Origin of the sequence: Psychrobacter sp. JCM 18901, from assembly GCF_000586435.1 — a bacterium.
Classification (GTDB): domain Bacteria; phylum Pseudomonadota; class Gammaproteobacteria; order Pseudomonadales; family Moraxellaceae; genus Psychrobacter.
Map to the genome: position 1 here is coordinate 24,781 of NZ_BAWH01000020.1, position 14,765 is coordinate 39,545.

The 14,765-nt window shown below is 42.0% G+C and carries 11 protein-coding genes and 2 pseudogenes; 3 read left to right on the plus strand and 10 right to left on the minus strand.

Annotated elements, in window-relative coordinates; translation table 11 throughout:
* Positions 1 to 240: 240 nt before the first annotated feature.
* The 3 genes from TT11_RS13455 to ompR all read right to left on the minus strand — a co-directional run bounded on the left by TT11_RS13455 (position 241) and on the right by ompR (position 2,331).
* A complete protein-coding gene (locus tag TT11_RS13455; RefSeq protein WP_261870826.1) occupies positions 241 to 723 on the minus strand; it encodes a hypothetical protein in 483 nt (160 codons plus the stop codon).
* A complete protein-coding gene (locus TT11_RS13460) occupies positions 723 to 1,505 on the minus strand; it encodes a GTP-binding protein (protein ID WP_261870827.1) in 783 nt (260 codons plus the stop codon). Before TT11_RS13460 ends, TT11_RS13455 begins: the two co-directional genes overlap by 1 nt.
* Positions 1,506 to 1,572: 67 nt before the next feature.
* Complete coding sequence (gene ompR / locus TT11_RS13465; protein WP_102093351.1) at positions 1,573 to 2,331, minus strand: two-component system response regulator OmpR; 759 nt, start codon at positions 2,329 to 2,331, stop codon at positions 1,573 to 1,575.
* 378 nt (positions 2,332 to 2,709) lie between these two features.
* Between ompR and TT11_RS13470 the strand changes: the two are divergent.
* A pseudogene (locus TT11_RS13470) lies at positions 2,710 to 5,255 on the plus strand (Tex family protein).
* Positions 5,256 to 5,424: 169 nt separating this feature from the next.
* On the opposite strand, the gene TT11_RS13475 reads toward TT11_RS13470, so the two are convergent.
* Together TT11_RS13475 and TT11_RS13480 are read right to left on the minus strand one after the other, a co-directional pair.
* Positions 5,425 to 5,955, minus strand: coding sequence for a hypothetical protein (locus TT11_RS13475; RefSeq protein WP_261870828.1), 531 nt, complete (start codon positions 5,953 to 5,955; stop codon positions 5,425 to 5,427).
* A gap of 753 nt (positions 5,956 to 6,708) precedes the next feature.
* Positions 6,709 to 7,995: a trans-acting enoyl reductase family protein gene (locus TT11_RS13480; RefSeq protein WP_261870829.1), complete on the minus strand. Its 1,287-nt coding sequence runs from the start codon at positions 7,993 to 7,995 to the stop codon at positions 6,709 to 6,711.
* A gap of 503 nt (positions 7,996 to 8,498) precedes the next feature.
* Here TT11_RS13480 and TT11_RS13485 point away from each other — a divergent pair.
* Complete coding sequence (locus TT11_RS13485; protein WP_082624527.1) at positions 8,499 to 8,654, plus strand: DUF1328 domain-containing protein; 156 nt, start codon at positions 8,499 to 8,501, stop codon at positions 8,652 to 8,654.
* Between the two features lie 134 nt (positions 8,655 to 8,788).
* On the opposite strand, the gene TT11_RS13490 is transcribed toward TT11_RS13485, so the two are convergent.
* The 5 genes from TT11_RS13490 to TT11_RS13510 all read right to left on the minus strand — a co-directional run bounded on the left by TT11_RS13490 (position 8,789) and on the right by TT11_RS13510 (position 12,550).
* Positions 8,789 to 9,082 carry a 4a-hydroxytetrahydrobiopterin dehydratase gene (locus TT11_RS13490; RefSeq protein WP_057757953.1) on the minus strand — a complete coding sequence of 98 codons (294 nt, stop codon included), beginning with the start codon at positions 9,080 to 9,082 and terminating at the stop codon, positions 8,789 to 8,791.
* Positions 9,083 to 9,237: 155 nt separating this feature from the next.
* Entirely contained in the window at positions 9,238 to 9,531 is a 294-nt protein-coding gene (locus TT11_RS13495; protein ID WP_201568193.1) for a GNAT family N-acetyltransferase, read from the minus strand.
* A gap of 199 nt (positions 9,532 to 9,730) precedes the next feature.
* Positions 9,731 to 10,102 (minus strand): fatty acid desaturase, encoded by a 372-nt coding sequence (locus TT11_RS13500; RefSeq protein ID WP_261870830.1) that lies wholly within the window; start codon positions 10,100 to 10,102, stop codon positions 9,731 to 9,733.
* Positions 10,099 to 11,190 carry an acyl-CoA desaturase gene (locus tag TT11_RS13505; RefSeq protein WP_261870831.1) on the minus strand — a complete coding sequence of 364 codons (1,092 nt, stop codon included), beginning with the start codon at positions 11,188 to 11,190 and terminating at the stop codon, positions 10,099 to 10,101. Before TT11_RS13505 ends, TT11_RS13500 begins: the two co-directional genes overlap by 4 nt.
* A gap of 157 nt (positions 11,191 to 11,347) precedes the next feature.
* On the minus strand, positions 11,348 to 12,550 hold the full coding sequence (locus tag TT11_RS13510; RefSeq protein ID WP_261870832.1) for a flavin reductase family protein: 1,203 nt from the start codon (positions 12,548 to 12,550) through the stop codon (positions 11,348 to 11,350).
* 450 nt (positions 12,551 to 13,000) lie between these two features.
* Here TT11_RS13510 and ettA point away from each other — a divergent pair.
* Positions 13,001 to 14,664: pseudogene (ettA, locus tag TT11_RS13515) on the plus strand (energy-dependent translational throttle protein EttA).
* The last annotated feature ends 101 nt before the right edge of the window (positions 14,665 to 14,765 follow it).

Here is a 14,765-nt window from a genome sequence, read left to right on the forward strand (position 1 = left end):
CGTGTCCTCAATTCAATCGATAGTCATCTAAATGGGTTAAAAATGGCTAAATCTTGCCAAACGGCGTCAAATAGCTGACTAATGTCTCGATATTATCTGCGCTATTTTCCTTGTTTGACTGCGATTTATCTTATTTTTATCACCATTTTTAAAATGAGGACACGCCCTAGTTGCGTTGAAAAATGAAAGGGCGGACATGGCTAGATAAAATAGCAATGCCTGCCCTTTTTATGCTTATTGCTATATAACCAGTGCCATCAGTTCGCGATCGCACTCTTCCCAATCTATCAATAGTGATGACGCTTTGGCATCATTCTCAGTTTCTTCTATATCTGTATCGGCAGCATTTGTATCGGCAGTATTGTTTAATTGCAAAATAATTTCCAATCGACTATCCGTCTGTGGGTCGATGGTTCTGGTGGTTAGACTACCAGGGTTAAAATTGATCTGCATCCAGCCATCAGAAGTATGTACCACGCCTTTGATACGTTGCCAGTTTGGCAATGCTAGCAACCAATTCTGTAAATCGTCAGCGTTTAGTATGTAGTGAGCGGGTAGTCGCCATCCAGCCAATTGAAAATCCTGCTGATCTTCATGGTAACGATAGGGCAGGTCGTTATCAGCACTGGTCTGAGGATTGGCCTGAGCCTCGCTCTCATCGGTAAATGAAATCGATGATGACGCAACTGCTAAAGAGTTAGCTTGAGACTGTAAACCAATCATCAATTTTTGAGGATTAGAAATACTAACTTTTCGTTGATTCGAATGATAGAGCTGGGCTGATTCAGTTGGTCGTTTAACGTAGACGAATATGCATCTGCTACAAGTTTATTTGCTACAAACTTATCTGATAAATGGACGTCTGAAGAGTCTGTTGCCTCAGATGCCGTTAGTCCTGATACTGACCAAATTATTTTCACTTGTGCATTTAGTGTGGTTATCCATTCTACTAAGGTTTGTTTTTCGCTAGTGTTTAATTGGACATAGCGATTGATAATCAGCACATCGGCATCGCGGACATGCGCTTGATAACCATCATGATCACGATACTTAATCTGTTGCCACTGCTCGCCACTCAGTACGGTTATCACCGCATTCATCTTTAGGGCAGTTTGCCAATGCGGCGCACTAAGTTGTAGTATCAGCTCACGTGGATGTGCCAATCCTGTCGGCTCGATTAATAATCGCTGTGGATGATGCTCACTGAGCAGACGACTGATTGCAATCTGTAAGGGTAGCTGACTGGTGCAGCAAATACAGCCACCACTGACCTCACGAATGGCGATATTCTTTTGCTCAAGATCGTTATCTTGGGAGCTTGCTAGGAGTGCGCCATCAATACCGATACGACCAAACTCATTGATTAAGAGAGCCCAGCGTTCGTCATCAGGTTTTGTGGCCAGTAACTGATTAATTACGGTGGTTTTGCCAGCACCTAAAAACCCTGTCACTAACGTGCAGGGTATGTTTTGAAAAATAATTGGGTTTTTCACAAATAGGCTCATCATATTGGCACGTGTTTGTGAGTAAACAAACACGGCCTATATTAAAAGGAATTAGATCAGTCAAAAGTTATTCACTCTTGATGGTTTCTACCTCGGCTTCATCAGGCACGAACACATAGCCAACGCCCCAGACGGTCTGGATATAACGTGCTTGTGAAGGGTTGTCTTCAATCAAGCGACGCAAGCGTGATACTTGCACATCGATAGAGCGCTCCATCGCACCCCACTCACGACCACGAGCAAGGTTCATCAATTTGTCACGGGTCAACGGCTCACGTGGATGCTGAACTAAAGCCTTTAACACCGAAAACTCACCTGTCGTCAAAGTGACGACATTCCCATCACGTTTGAGCGTGCGAGTCGATAGATCTAGTGTCCATGGACCAAATTCAACCACTTCTAATTGGTGACTTGGTGCCCCTGGAAGCTCACGGTTTTGACGACGCAACACCGCTTTGATACGCGCCAATAGCTCTTTTGGGTTAAATGGTTTAGGCAGGTAATCATCTGCACCCGCTTCCAAACCTGCGATACGATCAGCATCGCCACCCTTGGCAGTCAGCATAATAATAGGAATATCCGCATTGTCTTCACGCAGACGCTTACAGATACTGATGCCATCTTCGCCTGGCAGCATCAAATCGAGCACGACCAAAGAGAAAAGCTCACGTTGCATGAGTTTGTCCATTTGACTGCCATCATGAGCAGTACGAACGACAAAACCGTCGTCTTCTAGGAAGCGTTGCAACAAAGAGCGCAAACGAGCATCGTCATCGACGACTAAAATACGCTGAGTCAACGTGTCAGGGCTGTTGTTATCAGTCATACAGGCATCCTTTTATAAAAATTATTGTTATCAGAAAATACAAGTAAATAGCTATGAGCAAAAACACTGCAATTAATCATCATTATTTAATTATTGGTTACGAATAAGCACTTCATAAAATTAAAAACTATTGTTCAATATGTCAGCACATATCAATATTTGTGTTATTGATACTTTAGTGTATAAGATTGCACCGAGAATTGCATCACCCATGATAATAAATGCTGTATGCGTTTGTTTAACAAGTCCATAGGATGTGTGATATAGAACGATTTGCGTCCTAAAATGTGCAATAAATAACGAAAAGATAAAAAGGATTTTTATTCATGCAGCTTTTGCTATAATGCAAAGCTACATTTCTCAACGATTGATACGTATATGAGTAGCACTGATACCTTAACGTCATCTCAAACCTCGACAAATGCACAGGTTTTAGATGCAACCACACACGCGAATATTCACGACAAGCTTGCTCGCGCGCTTGGCATTAAGACTGCTCAAGTCAATGCGTTTGTCAAACTTTATGATGAAGGCGCGACGGTTCCTTTTATTGCGCGTTACCGCAAAGAAAAGACTCAAAACCTTGATGATGCGCAGCTGCGTGCTTTAGAGAAGTCGCTTAATTATGAGCGTGACATGGCAACACGTCGCCTCAAAATTACTGAGCTGTTAAGCACACAGGGCAATCTGACTGACGAGCTACAGACGCGTATTGATAATGCGACGTCGAAACTTGAGCTTGAAGACATCTACTTGCCATACCGTCCACGTCGCCGTTCACCAGCGGCCAAAGCACGTGCAGCCGGTCTTGATGTGGCCGCACAAGCGGTCTTAACGCAAGAGATTACACTGACAGAGGCGCTGGCCGACTATCAAGTACAATCTACTATCTCTGATGATAACGGTAATGAGATTGAAGTTGATTTTAGCGATATCGACAAGCAATTGGCAGGCGTACAAGCATCATCGTTGATGAATGGACGCAGGCGTTAGACTTACTCGATAATCTACGCAGTGGTTTTGCGAAAACGGCGAGTATCGTATCGAGCGTTGCTAGTGAAGAAAAACGCGAAGTTGGTGAGAAGTTCAAAGATTACTTTGAACATAGTGAAAGCTTGGCGCGTCTGCCAAATCATCGCCTATTAGCCATGCTGCGCGGTCGCCAAGAAAACGTTTTAGGTCTAAAAATTGAAGGCGAAGACGCGCCATTTATCGAAAAAATCGTCAAGCATTTTGAGATTGATGCCAAAGCGCCAGCAGAACGTCAAAAGTTTTTAACTGAAGCCGCGACCAGTTTATGGAAAGAAAAATGGCGTCCGCATATCGAGCATCGTTTATTGACCGAAAAGCGTCTGACCGCTGAAGCCGATGCGATTGATGTCTTTGCCAATAATTTACAGCATTTACTTATGGCAGCGCCTGCTGGCCGTAAAGTGATTTTAGGTGTTGATCCGGGTATCCGTCATGGCGTTAAAATGGCGATTGTCGATGCTCAAGGTCATGTCATGCTAGATGGCGAAGACAAGCCTGTCGTCGCAACCGTTTATCCTTTTGCCCCCGATAATAAGATGGATGAGGCCAAAAAAGTCATCGATACGCTGTTGAGCACTTATAACGTTGATTTGGTCGCTATCGGTAATGGTACGGCAAGTCGCGAAACAGATGCGATGATCAAAGAGATTTTGGCTACAAATGATGCACTAAAAGCCAAAGCCGTTATCGTTAATGAGTCAGGAGCGTCTGTTTATTCAGCGAGTGAACTTGCTAGTGATGAGCTGGCCAATCTAGATGTTTCTGTACGCGGAGCGGTTTCTATCGCGCGTCGCTTGCAGGATCCATTGTCAGAGCTTGTTAAAGTTGATCCAAAAGCCATTGGCGTTGGTCAATATCAGCATGACGTCAATCAAAACCAGCTTGCAGATAGCCTTGATAAAGTCACTCAAGACAGCGTAAACGCGGTTGGCGTTGATGTAAATACGGCGAGCCCAGCTATCTTGGCTCATATCGCTGGTCTTAACCGCAATGTGGCACAGCAAATTGTAACCTATCGCAAAGAGCACGGTGCATTTGATAGTCGTGAAGCGCTTAAAAACGTCCCACGTCTAGGCGCTAAGACATTTGAGCAGGCAGCTGGTTTCTTGCGTATTCATAATGGTAGCAATCCATTAGATGCCACTGGTGTGCATCCAGAGAGCTATGCATTGGTCGATAGTTTACTTGCACAAGCGAGCAAGCCATTGTCAGAAGTCATCGGTAATGATGGCGTGTTAAATACTATCGATACGACTACACTGGCTGCTAATGACGATAATGTCAGCGTAAAAGCGATTATCGAAGAGCTTGCCAAACCTGCTCGCGATCCTCGTCCTGAGTTTAAAACGGCCAATTTCCGTGAAGACGTCAATAGCATCAAAGATTTGAGCGAAGGCATGACGTTAGAAGGGGTAGTCACCAATGTAACGGCCTTTGGTTGTTTCGTTGATGTTGGTGTACATCAGGATGGTCTGGTACATATCTCGCAGATGGCCAATGACTTTGTCGCCGATCCTATGAATCGTGTCAAACCTGGTGATATCGTTTCGGTTCGTGTTATCTCCATCGATGAAAAACGTGGTCGTATCGGATTTAGCATGAAACCTGAATCTGAAAAACCTGTACGTACGGCTGCCAAGTCTACGACAGCTAGTACAGATGGCGAGAAAACCAGTCGTCCACGCAATAATAACGCAAATAGTGACCGTCCAAATAATAGCCGTCCAGCTGCTGACAAACGTCCGTCTAAGTCACGTGGCAAGCGTCAGGATAAAGACAACGCGAGCAATCGTAGTAAGCCAGTAAAAAATGATAAAGCTGAAGCCCCAAGTAAAATGGGTACACTTGGTGCCTTATTACAAAAAGCTGGCGTGACTAAAAATAAGAAATAATCAAAATTGAAATAGCTAGCATAGATAGTTTAATATAAAAAAGGGCAGCCAATAGGCTGCCCTTTTTATGTTTGTTAATATACTTAAATATTAATGGCCATATTAACGATTTACAGCAATACGGCGGTTTTCTTTAAACTGTACATTTGCTGGCTGAGTGGCTAATAACTCACCACGGTTGTCTTTTTTTCTTTTCTTGCAAGGTACTAGTAGCATTTGCCGTTTTATTGTTAGAAGCGGCTTCACCAGCGATTAAAGGCTGATAGTCTGCATTGCTATGCTGCATGTTTGGCGTTTGCGTACGTTGGGTAGACTGTGTAGAGGCTGCACCCGTTGTCGTTGGCACGTTACCGTTCATAGTAGGCATATTACTATTGCTCATAGTGCCAGCTTTATCATTCATCTTGTCATTAGATTCGTTCACTCTGTTGTCAGAGTTGTTCATACTCTTGTTCGAATCATTCATCTCACTACGAGAGTCGTTCATCTTATTGCTAGAGTCATTGATATTGACATGGCTAGGCTGTGCAGCTCCCAATTTACCAGTTGGTCCTTCTACACCGACTTGTACATTGCTTTTGACAGAGCTACTTGGCATACGTGATTGCATAGAATCACTGCTGTTGGTCGGCATAGCCATTGCAAGTGTAGGCAATGCAAGCGTAGTACCTAAAATTAACGATAAAATATTCTTTTTCATTATAAAACTCCATGATACATAATTAGCAATAGTTAAAAACAATAACTCATATTTAATGATGAGCCGTTTTTATTTAAAGTTGTCTGTAAATACTGTATGCAAATTATCAACGATGTAGTTTATATTTCAGTAGCAAACTCATTAAGGTTCTAACAGTTTAATGTTTTCTTGTGACGTTATGAAACTGTCATACTTAAAGTCTAGCTGATATTTTAACTTTTAGATTTTTCAAAAACTTATTAGTAGCAAAGGTTGATTGTGTTATCAAAGCTGTTAATAAATGAGTCTGCTAATAACAAATATCTACCAACATCTCTAGTATTAAAAATATGAATATTTGATTGCTTATAGTTGTTATTTGAACTTAGCTGATTGTTATTAATAGTTTTTTTGAGTACTATTTGTTAGCATTATAGAGGCTTTTATCAGTAGTTTTTATTTATAATTCAAAACCAGTGTTTAGATAGTTCTTAATTTCTATTATATAAATCCTTTGATAATATATACTTCATTAAACTAATGTTTACATATAATTTTTCTACAATATCTATAAAATGATAGTAGCAATATTGGATTAGTAGTTAGTATCATAAAGTATTAGATAATCGGAAAATAGAAACATTGTTCACCAAAAAAAATACGTTGTTCTCAATTTAATCCTAGCTAAAATTTTAAAGTAGGTAATAAAAAAACCGTATCTTGAAAATAAGATACGGTCGTAAAGACATTGAGCCTTTGTTATCACTCAATAGATTAACTATCAATCACTTCAAAGCTAAGACCAGAATGCGCTTCTAAGCGAGTTATTAGCTTATCACCCATCGCAGATGCCGGTGTCCAGAACCCACCGCCAACGTCCTCTTTGCTGATATCTTTTGCCAGACATAATGCCGCCTGCGAAATCATACGAGAAGTACTGCCATAACCAGGATCTCTATCACCTGTTACCTTAACAGTAATAGTGTCATTTTTGGCCGTTTGTCCAAAGTGACGAATATCAAAGTAGCCGTTCTCTTGCTCGTCTTTAGAAGGGCCTGAGCCAGCTTTTGGTAAGACGTGCTTGGATAGTAACTCGCGACTTGGTTTAATCATCATCGCAGTAGCAAAGCCCAATAAACCTGCGCTCATGGCATAGCTAGACAGTTTTCCTTTGACGCCATCTTTCATCCACATCGCTTCGTCATATTTGAAATCGCGACCGTACTCATAGCTGAGCAATTGGTTAGTACGATGGACGATACGCGTATTGATGGTGGCCATGACGAACGGTGCTAACCAGCGCTTATGATTACTGTCATATACTGGTTTGCTGACATTGTCCTGACGTACGTTTGGTGCATCAGTATCATCGTTTAACAGATAAGGATTGGCCACTTGTTTGCGACGTGCTTTGTCCTCACCAGCTTCTTCAAATATTGATGCCATCGATGCGATAGTACCACCTGAGATACCACCTTTCGCTGCTTTGACACGCATATGGATAACATTACAGGTCTCGCCGAACTTTTCTTCTGCCTTAGCTTGGGTAAAGTACGCGCCCAAATCTGATGGAATAGAATCAAAACCACAAGAGTTAACAATACGGGCACCACTTTGCTTGGCAGTGTCTTGGTACTTATCCATCATATCTTTGATGAAAATGGCCTCACCAGTAAGATCGACATAGTCCGTACCGTTTTCAGCACAAGATTTAATCAGTGGCTCACCATATTTTAGATAAGGACCGACAGTTGAGATGATGACTTGAGTTTGCTTTGTCATCTTATCAAGGCTGGCAGCATCGTTACTGTTAGCAATAATAATGTCTACCTTGCTCTCAAGTTTGGCCTGCAACTTGTTGAGCTTGTCTTCATCACGACCTGCGATCGCCCATGATACATTTGAGCCATCTTCGTTCTTATTATTTGATAAAAAATTGGTTAAATAGTGGGCAGTGATCTGACCGACGAAACTTGTCGCACCATATAGAACAACTGCATAAGGGCGTGTGTCGCCGCTGGTTTTTTGTGTAGAGTTTTCAGTATCCGTATTGGTATCCATATGTATTGTCCTTAATAGATTTGAGAATAAGTGGATAGTAAACTATAAACCAAGTCGTTTGATTAGGTTAGGGGTTTGTGAGGTCGTTACAGTTTATAGTTTGCAGCCTACCTCACATACAACATCACATATAACGTGAGGAATTTAAAATAGTTCTGTATACAGTTGGAAGAGTAGCGTTCAGTAAAAGAGTATTCAATAAAAACACGTCCAGTTAAAAAGCGCTTAGTTTAAGAACTCTCAGTCAAATAACACTGTATTCAGAAATATAATTCTATTTCGAAAATATCATCTATTAAAGAAAAAGAAGTATGAGACATTAACAGTTACTACAAACTTTACATAACCTACCGATATTATTACTAAAATGAACGTTTTTTTGGAGACGAACATTGCTAATCTATAAGCGTAAACAGTAATAACTAGCATTAGATAAAAACAAGTTAAATAGATGCTATATAAATTCTAATATCTGTTTTTTACCATTATTTGAGGAGAAGATTATGTTTCGTTGGGCCATTATTTTTGCAGTGATCGCATTATTAGCGAGTTTCCTAGGTTTTGGCGGTGTCGCAGGATTGTCTGCTAATTTGGCATACATTTTCTTAGCAGTCGCTGTGATTTTGTTTATTGTTGCCTTTGTTAGTCGTAAGATGTAAACATGGCTTATCGTTGTAAATACCTACTATAAAAAAAAGACCCTCAATTGAGGGTCTTTTTTGCCTGCTTCAACTAGGGTAATAGGTACAGAGCGAGGATAATCGGCATCAAGGTATACATTATAGACTTTCTACTACAACCGTTTGGGCTGAATAATATGCTCCATGCGTTTGGCTAAACGAATATCCAAACTAGATATACCGCCTGTATCATGATTGGTTAGACGAACCTCCACGATATTGTAGGTGTTACGCCATTCAGGATGGTGCTCAAGCGCTTCAGCATGAAATGCCGCTTGATTCATAAAGCTCATAGCTTCGATAAAATCGCTGAAATGATATGTCTTGACGATACTATTGCCGTCACGTTGCCAGCCAGCAAGCTCTTCTAGCTGTAGATTGATTTGTTTGTCAGATAAACTACTCATATTAATAACCTTTATTGTTATGTCGAATTGGTTTATTAAAAGTGGTGCTGTGGTATCTCTCCTATGCGAAATAAATATCTACACATTTCCTGCTTTGCCCGATGTCACGTAACTGAGCCTAGCTAACGAATTAATTGAGCCGACTACTTAGCTAGTTAAATCAAATCTTGATACTCAGGATGGTTGCTAATGTATGACGCGACAAATGAGCATTGCGGTACCACTTTCTTGTCTTGCTCACGCGCATAATTCAATGCGTGCTTAACGAGTGCTGAACCAACGCCTTGACCGCCTAATTGCTGCGGTACGATAGTATGATCGTAGACCAACTTGTCAGCACTTTCCTGATAGCTAATATAACCTGTCTGACCATCGATAGAGGTCTCAAAGCGGTTCGCTGCTTGATTATGAACAATGTCTAGATTTGGTTTAGAGGTTTGGTTACTCATTAATATACTCCATTTTTTATTATCAAATTTTTATTATGAACTAAATATTTTATTAATTTAATAGTGCCAGTTTAGTATGTAGGTTTGATGCTTAACAATCTAGACGCTTACCGTAATCGTTGATAGGACGACCTTTAATGTCATCTATGTCTTTTGTCCTACCTTATCATGGCCGTATCTGGTTGCAAATCTGAATATTTCACCATGCATAGGATATGGCCTTACGAACGACTGGGGGTAAAAAGCGAGTGAGACCATCAGTGTTCTCTATCGCTAATTTGTCTTCTACTTTTTTTTCTAAATTGGCCGCTGACCTATCATCTTTATGAGTAGTACTATCTACATTTTCCACTGAATGTACATGGGCTTGCCATTCTTTTTCACTAGGTTTGCTAAAGTGATAAATACGTTCCAGTACTTGCTTGAGTTGCGTACCAAAGCGGCCAGTGTTATAGCTTAAACCATACTTACGGCATATGGCCTGTACCTGCGGTGCAACCTTTGCATAGTGGCCGGCTGGCATATCAGGAAATATATGATGCTCAATTTGATGAGACAAATTACCTGTCAAAAGGTGGAACCATTTGCTGCCTTTGATATTGCTAGAGCCAAGGATTTGGCGTACGTACAATCGCCTTTACTTTCATTGGCATCGAGTTGGGTATAGATATGCGCTTGCTCAGTGAAATGCCCGCAAAAAATCACCGCCCACGTCCATAGGTTGCGGACAGTGTTGGCAGTCATGTTACCACTCAGCGTACTAAAGGCGCTACGACGACCTAGTGTCAGCGCTACCACAGACGGCAGTGCAATATAGTCTTTGCCTATTTGCCGTCCAATTTTGGCAAATAACGCGCGAGACTTTTGCTGCATGATTTTGTGCAAATCAGGAGAGTCAGCGTATTCATCTGCACTGATTTGGATATCGTGAAAAGCTACTGCCCATTCAAAGCCAAATGCCAGTACCGCTGTGTTAAACATATTGTAGCGATCTTCTGGCGTCCAAGGCTGCTCGTCAGTCACTCGAATCAAGTGATAGCCTACGTCATGATCACGGCCAACAATATTGGTAAAAGTGTGATGTAGATAATTATGAGAGTGTTGCCACAATGGAGCAGGGCAGACAATATCCCAGTCAAACTTTTGACTATTAAGATGCGGGTGTTGCATCCAGTCATATTGACCATGCATGACGTTATGGCCCAGCTCCATGTTGTTCAATATTTTGCTGAAGCTAAGTAAAGACGTACCTAGTAGCCAAGTAGTGATTAGACTGCGTTTCGATGGCATACGCCCAGCCGCTGCAAGTAGACCACGGGCAATAACTTCACTATATACCACGGTGGCATATATCCGCTGTATGTAGCGTGCATCCTTACTGCCTAGCGAGTCCATGACGCTTTTATATAGGGCATTGAGCTCTACGGCTAAAGCATCACTTTGAGGCTTTGATAGAGGGGCATCAGTTACTGTTGGGTAGCGAGTCCGTGTTGACGTGTCTAGCTGATCGCTATCATTGATTGCTTTATCATTAAGCTGCGTATAAGGCGTTTGCGATGTCAAAGGCAAAGGCGCGTTTTTCGCTAGTTGTGCATCGGACAGTGGCGTCAAGATAGGCACTGCAGATTGTGGCGTGGTAACGGGTGGTAATAAGCGCATAAATAATCCTTAACCGAAACGGCACGAATAAGCAGCACTGGGTCCGGTTTGATAAGTTATCTGAGTTTTAGCCTATAAAATAACGTTTGCCTTTTATTTCTCATAGGTTGTTTAACATATGCTTTCTATTGAGCCAGTCGTTCTATTAAATCAGTCATTAAACATCGAGAACCACATCAGTCATTGCGATATTAATGCAAGTCTGAATAGACTCATAACCATCACTGCTGACTTTACCTGTTTGGATATTTTTGACCACGCCGCTGACTTTATTACAGCGGCACAATTGGCAAATACCTTGCCGGCAACCATGTGCTAGCCGTACATCTGCATTCTCAGCCGCAGCCAGTATGGTCGTGTCACTGCTAAACTGTCGTTGCCGTGACCGCAAATAGACAGTGTGTTCTTCTACAGGTATCGTTTTATCGAATGTTTGATTGCTACCGTTATCAACATTAGCTAGGGAATTACCAAAGTTCTCTACTATGATGTTATCGCGCAGCTGCTTGCCCTGCGGCAAAGTTATCTCTGCTGCCGCTTTGTATAAGCCAGCTAATAACGCTTGTGAACCGCAGGCAAATATTTGCGTATCTGCTAGAGGTAAGTTTAGCGACAGCAGACCCTCTGCACTTAAATATCGTGTGCCAGCTAAATAGGTAGTCGGATCTTCAGTATGGATTAAATGATAAATAAAGTCTGGATATATATCGCTCAGCTGTTGCCATTGATGTTGTAGCTTGGATGAAATAGTCCGCCTATAATGCATTAGCGCCACCTGATATCCATTACTCAGGGCTTGAGTGATAAGTCCGAGCATAGGTGTGATACCGCTACCACCAGCGATGAATAGTAAAGGAGTAGGTTGGTTATTATCTGAGCCTTTCTGCACTGCTATGGAGGTCTGTTCCAAAGTGAAATGACCAAGTGGCAGACTTGTATCGACGACGCTAGCCAGTGGCATCTGCTTGGTTAAATAGTCAGATACCAACCCTTGTGGTTTAATCGCGATAGTTACCGTATGGCATTGGTCTGCCATATGGCTCTCGGTATTATCGTCGAGCCACCAGAGTGGTTGATGCGCCAAGCCCACTATTGAGTAACTACGTTGGTGATAGACCCCCTCAATACAAACGCGCAAATCAAGATATTGACCGCCTTGCCAACCACCCATCATCTCAGAAGTCTGCTGTTTAAAGGCTCTATTGGTCTCAAAATGAAGTGCTATCAAATCATCACTTAACGTATAGCGTGCAATTAGGCGTAACTTAGGAATCGTCAATGACCAAAACGGATGTAAGCGCGATCCGATAAAATCGACAAACGCACGTTGAATAATTTCAGGGCGATAGCCGTTGGCCATATCATCAGTACCTGTATGATTGCTATAAAGTAGGTGTTGAGACGAACACAAGGTCAGGTTATCAATCATTTTGATAATTAAATATCAAACGGATCTACTCGACCTTGTTAAGCCACACTAACATGCTAACGGCTATTGATTAAATTTGCGAAAGTTTTGATGCTATTTTTTGTGGTCTTTATAAAACGCTAATGAATCAAAATGTTAAGTTAGTTCATTAAGATAAGACTCCTTGAGTTATTTTTTTAAAGCGAGTTTTATAGTCAAAAGGCATAGCCTGCTGTCAAAAACAGTAAAACAACTGGTAAAACAACCTGTCAGCTTGCAGGGTATGCGCCACAATGCGATAATGATCTATAATTTGTAACCCTGATTTTGAGGTACGGCACGCTTGGCATCATCGCTGAGTTGCATTTGCTGTTCTCTTCTATGCAGTCTATCGGAGTGTTAATGGCTCAATATATTTACACGATGAACAACGTGTCAAAACTTGTTCCCCCTAAGCGTGAAATCCTAAAAAAATATTAACCTATCGTTTTTCCCTGGTGCCAAAATTGGTGTTTTGGGTATTAATGGTTCAGGTAAATCAACCTTGCTACGTATCATGGCAGGCGTAGATACTGAGTTTAGTGGTGAAGCACGCGCGCAGGCAGGTACCAAAGTTGGCTATCTGCCACAGGAACCACAGCTAGATGACAGCAAAGACGTTCGTGGTAATGTCGAAGACGGTATGCGCGAAGCGCTAGATGCGCTAGCACGTCTAGATGCTATCTATGCTGAATACGCAGAGCCTGATGCTGACTTTGATAAGCTTGCTGAAGAGCAAGGCAAGATGGAAGATATCATCCAGTCTTGGGACGCGCATAACTTAAATAACCAGCTAGAAAAAGCAGCCGATGCGCTACGTCTGCCACCATGGGATGCTGACGTTAGCAAACTGTCAGGTGGTGAGAAACGCCGTGTGGCACTATGTCGTCTACTATTGTCGCGCCCTGACATGCTATTACTTGACGAACCGACCAACCATTTGGACGCCGAGTCTGTTGCATGGCTAGAGCAGTTCTTGCAGAACTACAGCGGTACTATCGTTGCCATTACCCATGATCGCTATTTCTTGGATAATGTTGCTCAGTGGATCTTGGAGCTTGACCGTGGCCATGGTTATCCGTACGAAGGCAACTATACTGAGTGGCTAGAGCAAAAGAACACGCGTCTAGAGCAGCAGAATAAGCAAGAAGAATCATTTGCTAAAGCGCTGAAAAAAAGAGCTTGAGTGGATTCGTAAAAACCAGAAAGGCCAACAGGCTAAGTCTAAATCTCGTGTACAGCGTTTTGAAGAGTTGAACTCGACTGAGTTCCAAAAACGTAATGAGACCTCTGAGATTTATATTCCACCTGGTCCACGTTTGGGTAACAAGGTTATTGAGATTAATGATATCTCTAAATCATTCGGCGATCGTCTGCTGTATGAAAACCTAAGCTTTAACGTACCAGCTGGTGGTATCGTTGGTATTATTGGTCCAAATGGTGCGGGTAAAACCACGCTGTTTAACATGATTACTGAGCGCGATACACCAGATACTGGTTCGGTTGATTTGGGTGAAAGTGTTAAAGTTGCCTATGTCGGTCAGGTACGTGATCATCTAGATGACAACAAAACCGTGTGGGAAGAAGTTTCTGACGGCCTTGATATCATTACGGTTGGCGACTACACCACGCCAAGCCGTGCCTATATCGGACGTTTTAACTTCAAAGGCTCAGATCAGCAAAAGCACGTCGGTCAATTATCAGGTGGTGAGCGTAACCGTCTGCAATTGGCGAAAACACTAAAGCAAGGCGCAAACGTATTGCTCCTCGATGAACCATCAAACGATTTAGATATCGAAACCTTACGTGCACTAGAGGATGCGATTCAAGTATTCCCAGGTACAGTAATGGTCGTATCGCATGATCGCTGGTTCCTTGATCGTATCGCGACTCATATCTTGGCATTCGAAGAAGAAGGCCCAGTCTGGTTTGACGGTAACTATACTGAGTTTGAAGCGTATCGTAAAAAGACAATGGGTGATGACGCCAGTCCTAAACGTGCCAAGTATAAGAAAATTACTAACTAATACGGCTGTTTAATATAGTCCAATCCAAAAAAAAGACCGCTAATCGTTAGCGGTCTTTTTTATTTAGCTTAAAATTCTAAAGGGTATGGCTAGTTGTTAAA